1 protein-coding gene is annotated in these 760 nt (G+C 64.6%); it reads right to left on the bottom strand.

Annotation, left to right across the window (positions count from 1 at the left end; all coding sequences use genetic code 11):
• On the bottom strand, window positions 1–629 hold a 629-nt coding region (locus tag AC1DRP_RS36730), incomplete at its 3' end, for a peroxidase family protein (RefSeq protein WP_476771162.1).
• Window positions 630–760: the final 131 nt, after the last annotated feature.

Genomic DNA, 760 nt, shown 5'->3' with positions numbered 1-760 from the left:
CCATAGGCCTGGTTCTGGTCCGCGAAGGGCGAGGTCCGGTTGATATGCTGGGGAACGCCATCGACGATTTCGTCGACCGTGCCTCGGGTGAGATCGGCAGGGTTGCCGGATCCGGGCGCGCCGTTGCCGGGAGCGCCGATCTGGATCGCGCCATTGCCACCCTTCGGCAGGAAATCGAGGCCGTGGTCGAAATACTGGCCAAAGGCCATGAAGAAGATATTGGCGTCGTTGCTGTTCTTCGGCAGGTCTGCTTCCTGCACGCCCAGGATATTGCTGATATTGCGCGGATCGAGCCCCTCGAAGATCGGATTGATCTGGTTGTTGCCAGTCGCCGCGTCGTAGTCGCCGTAGCGGGCTTCCGTCAGCCGGATGAAGTGCTCGTCCGCCGCACCGTAATCGGGATGGGCGAGATTGTTGCCGTGGCCGCTGAGATCGCGGACGCCGGGCACCGTGTCGTCATCCCCGGGGACTTCCTGGCCGTTGACCAGGTGCTTTAGCCCCGCAACGTCGCCGGCGGTGAGGTCGAACGCGCCAGTGATGCCGCCGCCGTTCCCGCTCCCGTTTCCGGAACCACCACCATTACTGCCGCCCCCGCCAGTCGATCCGCCGGCTGCAGCTGGTCCGGTCACGTGCATTTCATCCTGGGCACGCATGCCAACCAGATGGTCGGAGCCGCCGCCCGTATTGAGCACGACGTGGTGGGCCGATTCGAGAGCCGTCACGTCGACCGTGTCGTCACCACGTCGACCGTGTCGTCACC

This window comes from Allobosea sp. 01N443 (genome assembly GCF_056399325.1).
Note: the sequence above shows the minus strand (reverse complement) of the source record. Positions and strands in the feature narration are given on the sequence as shown.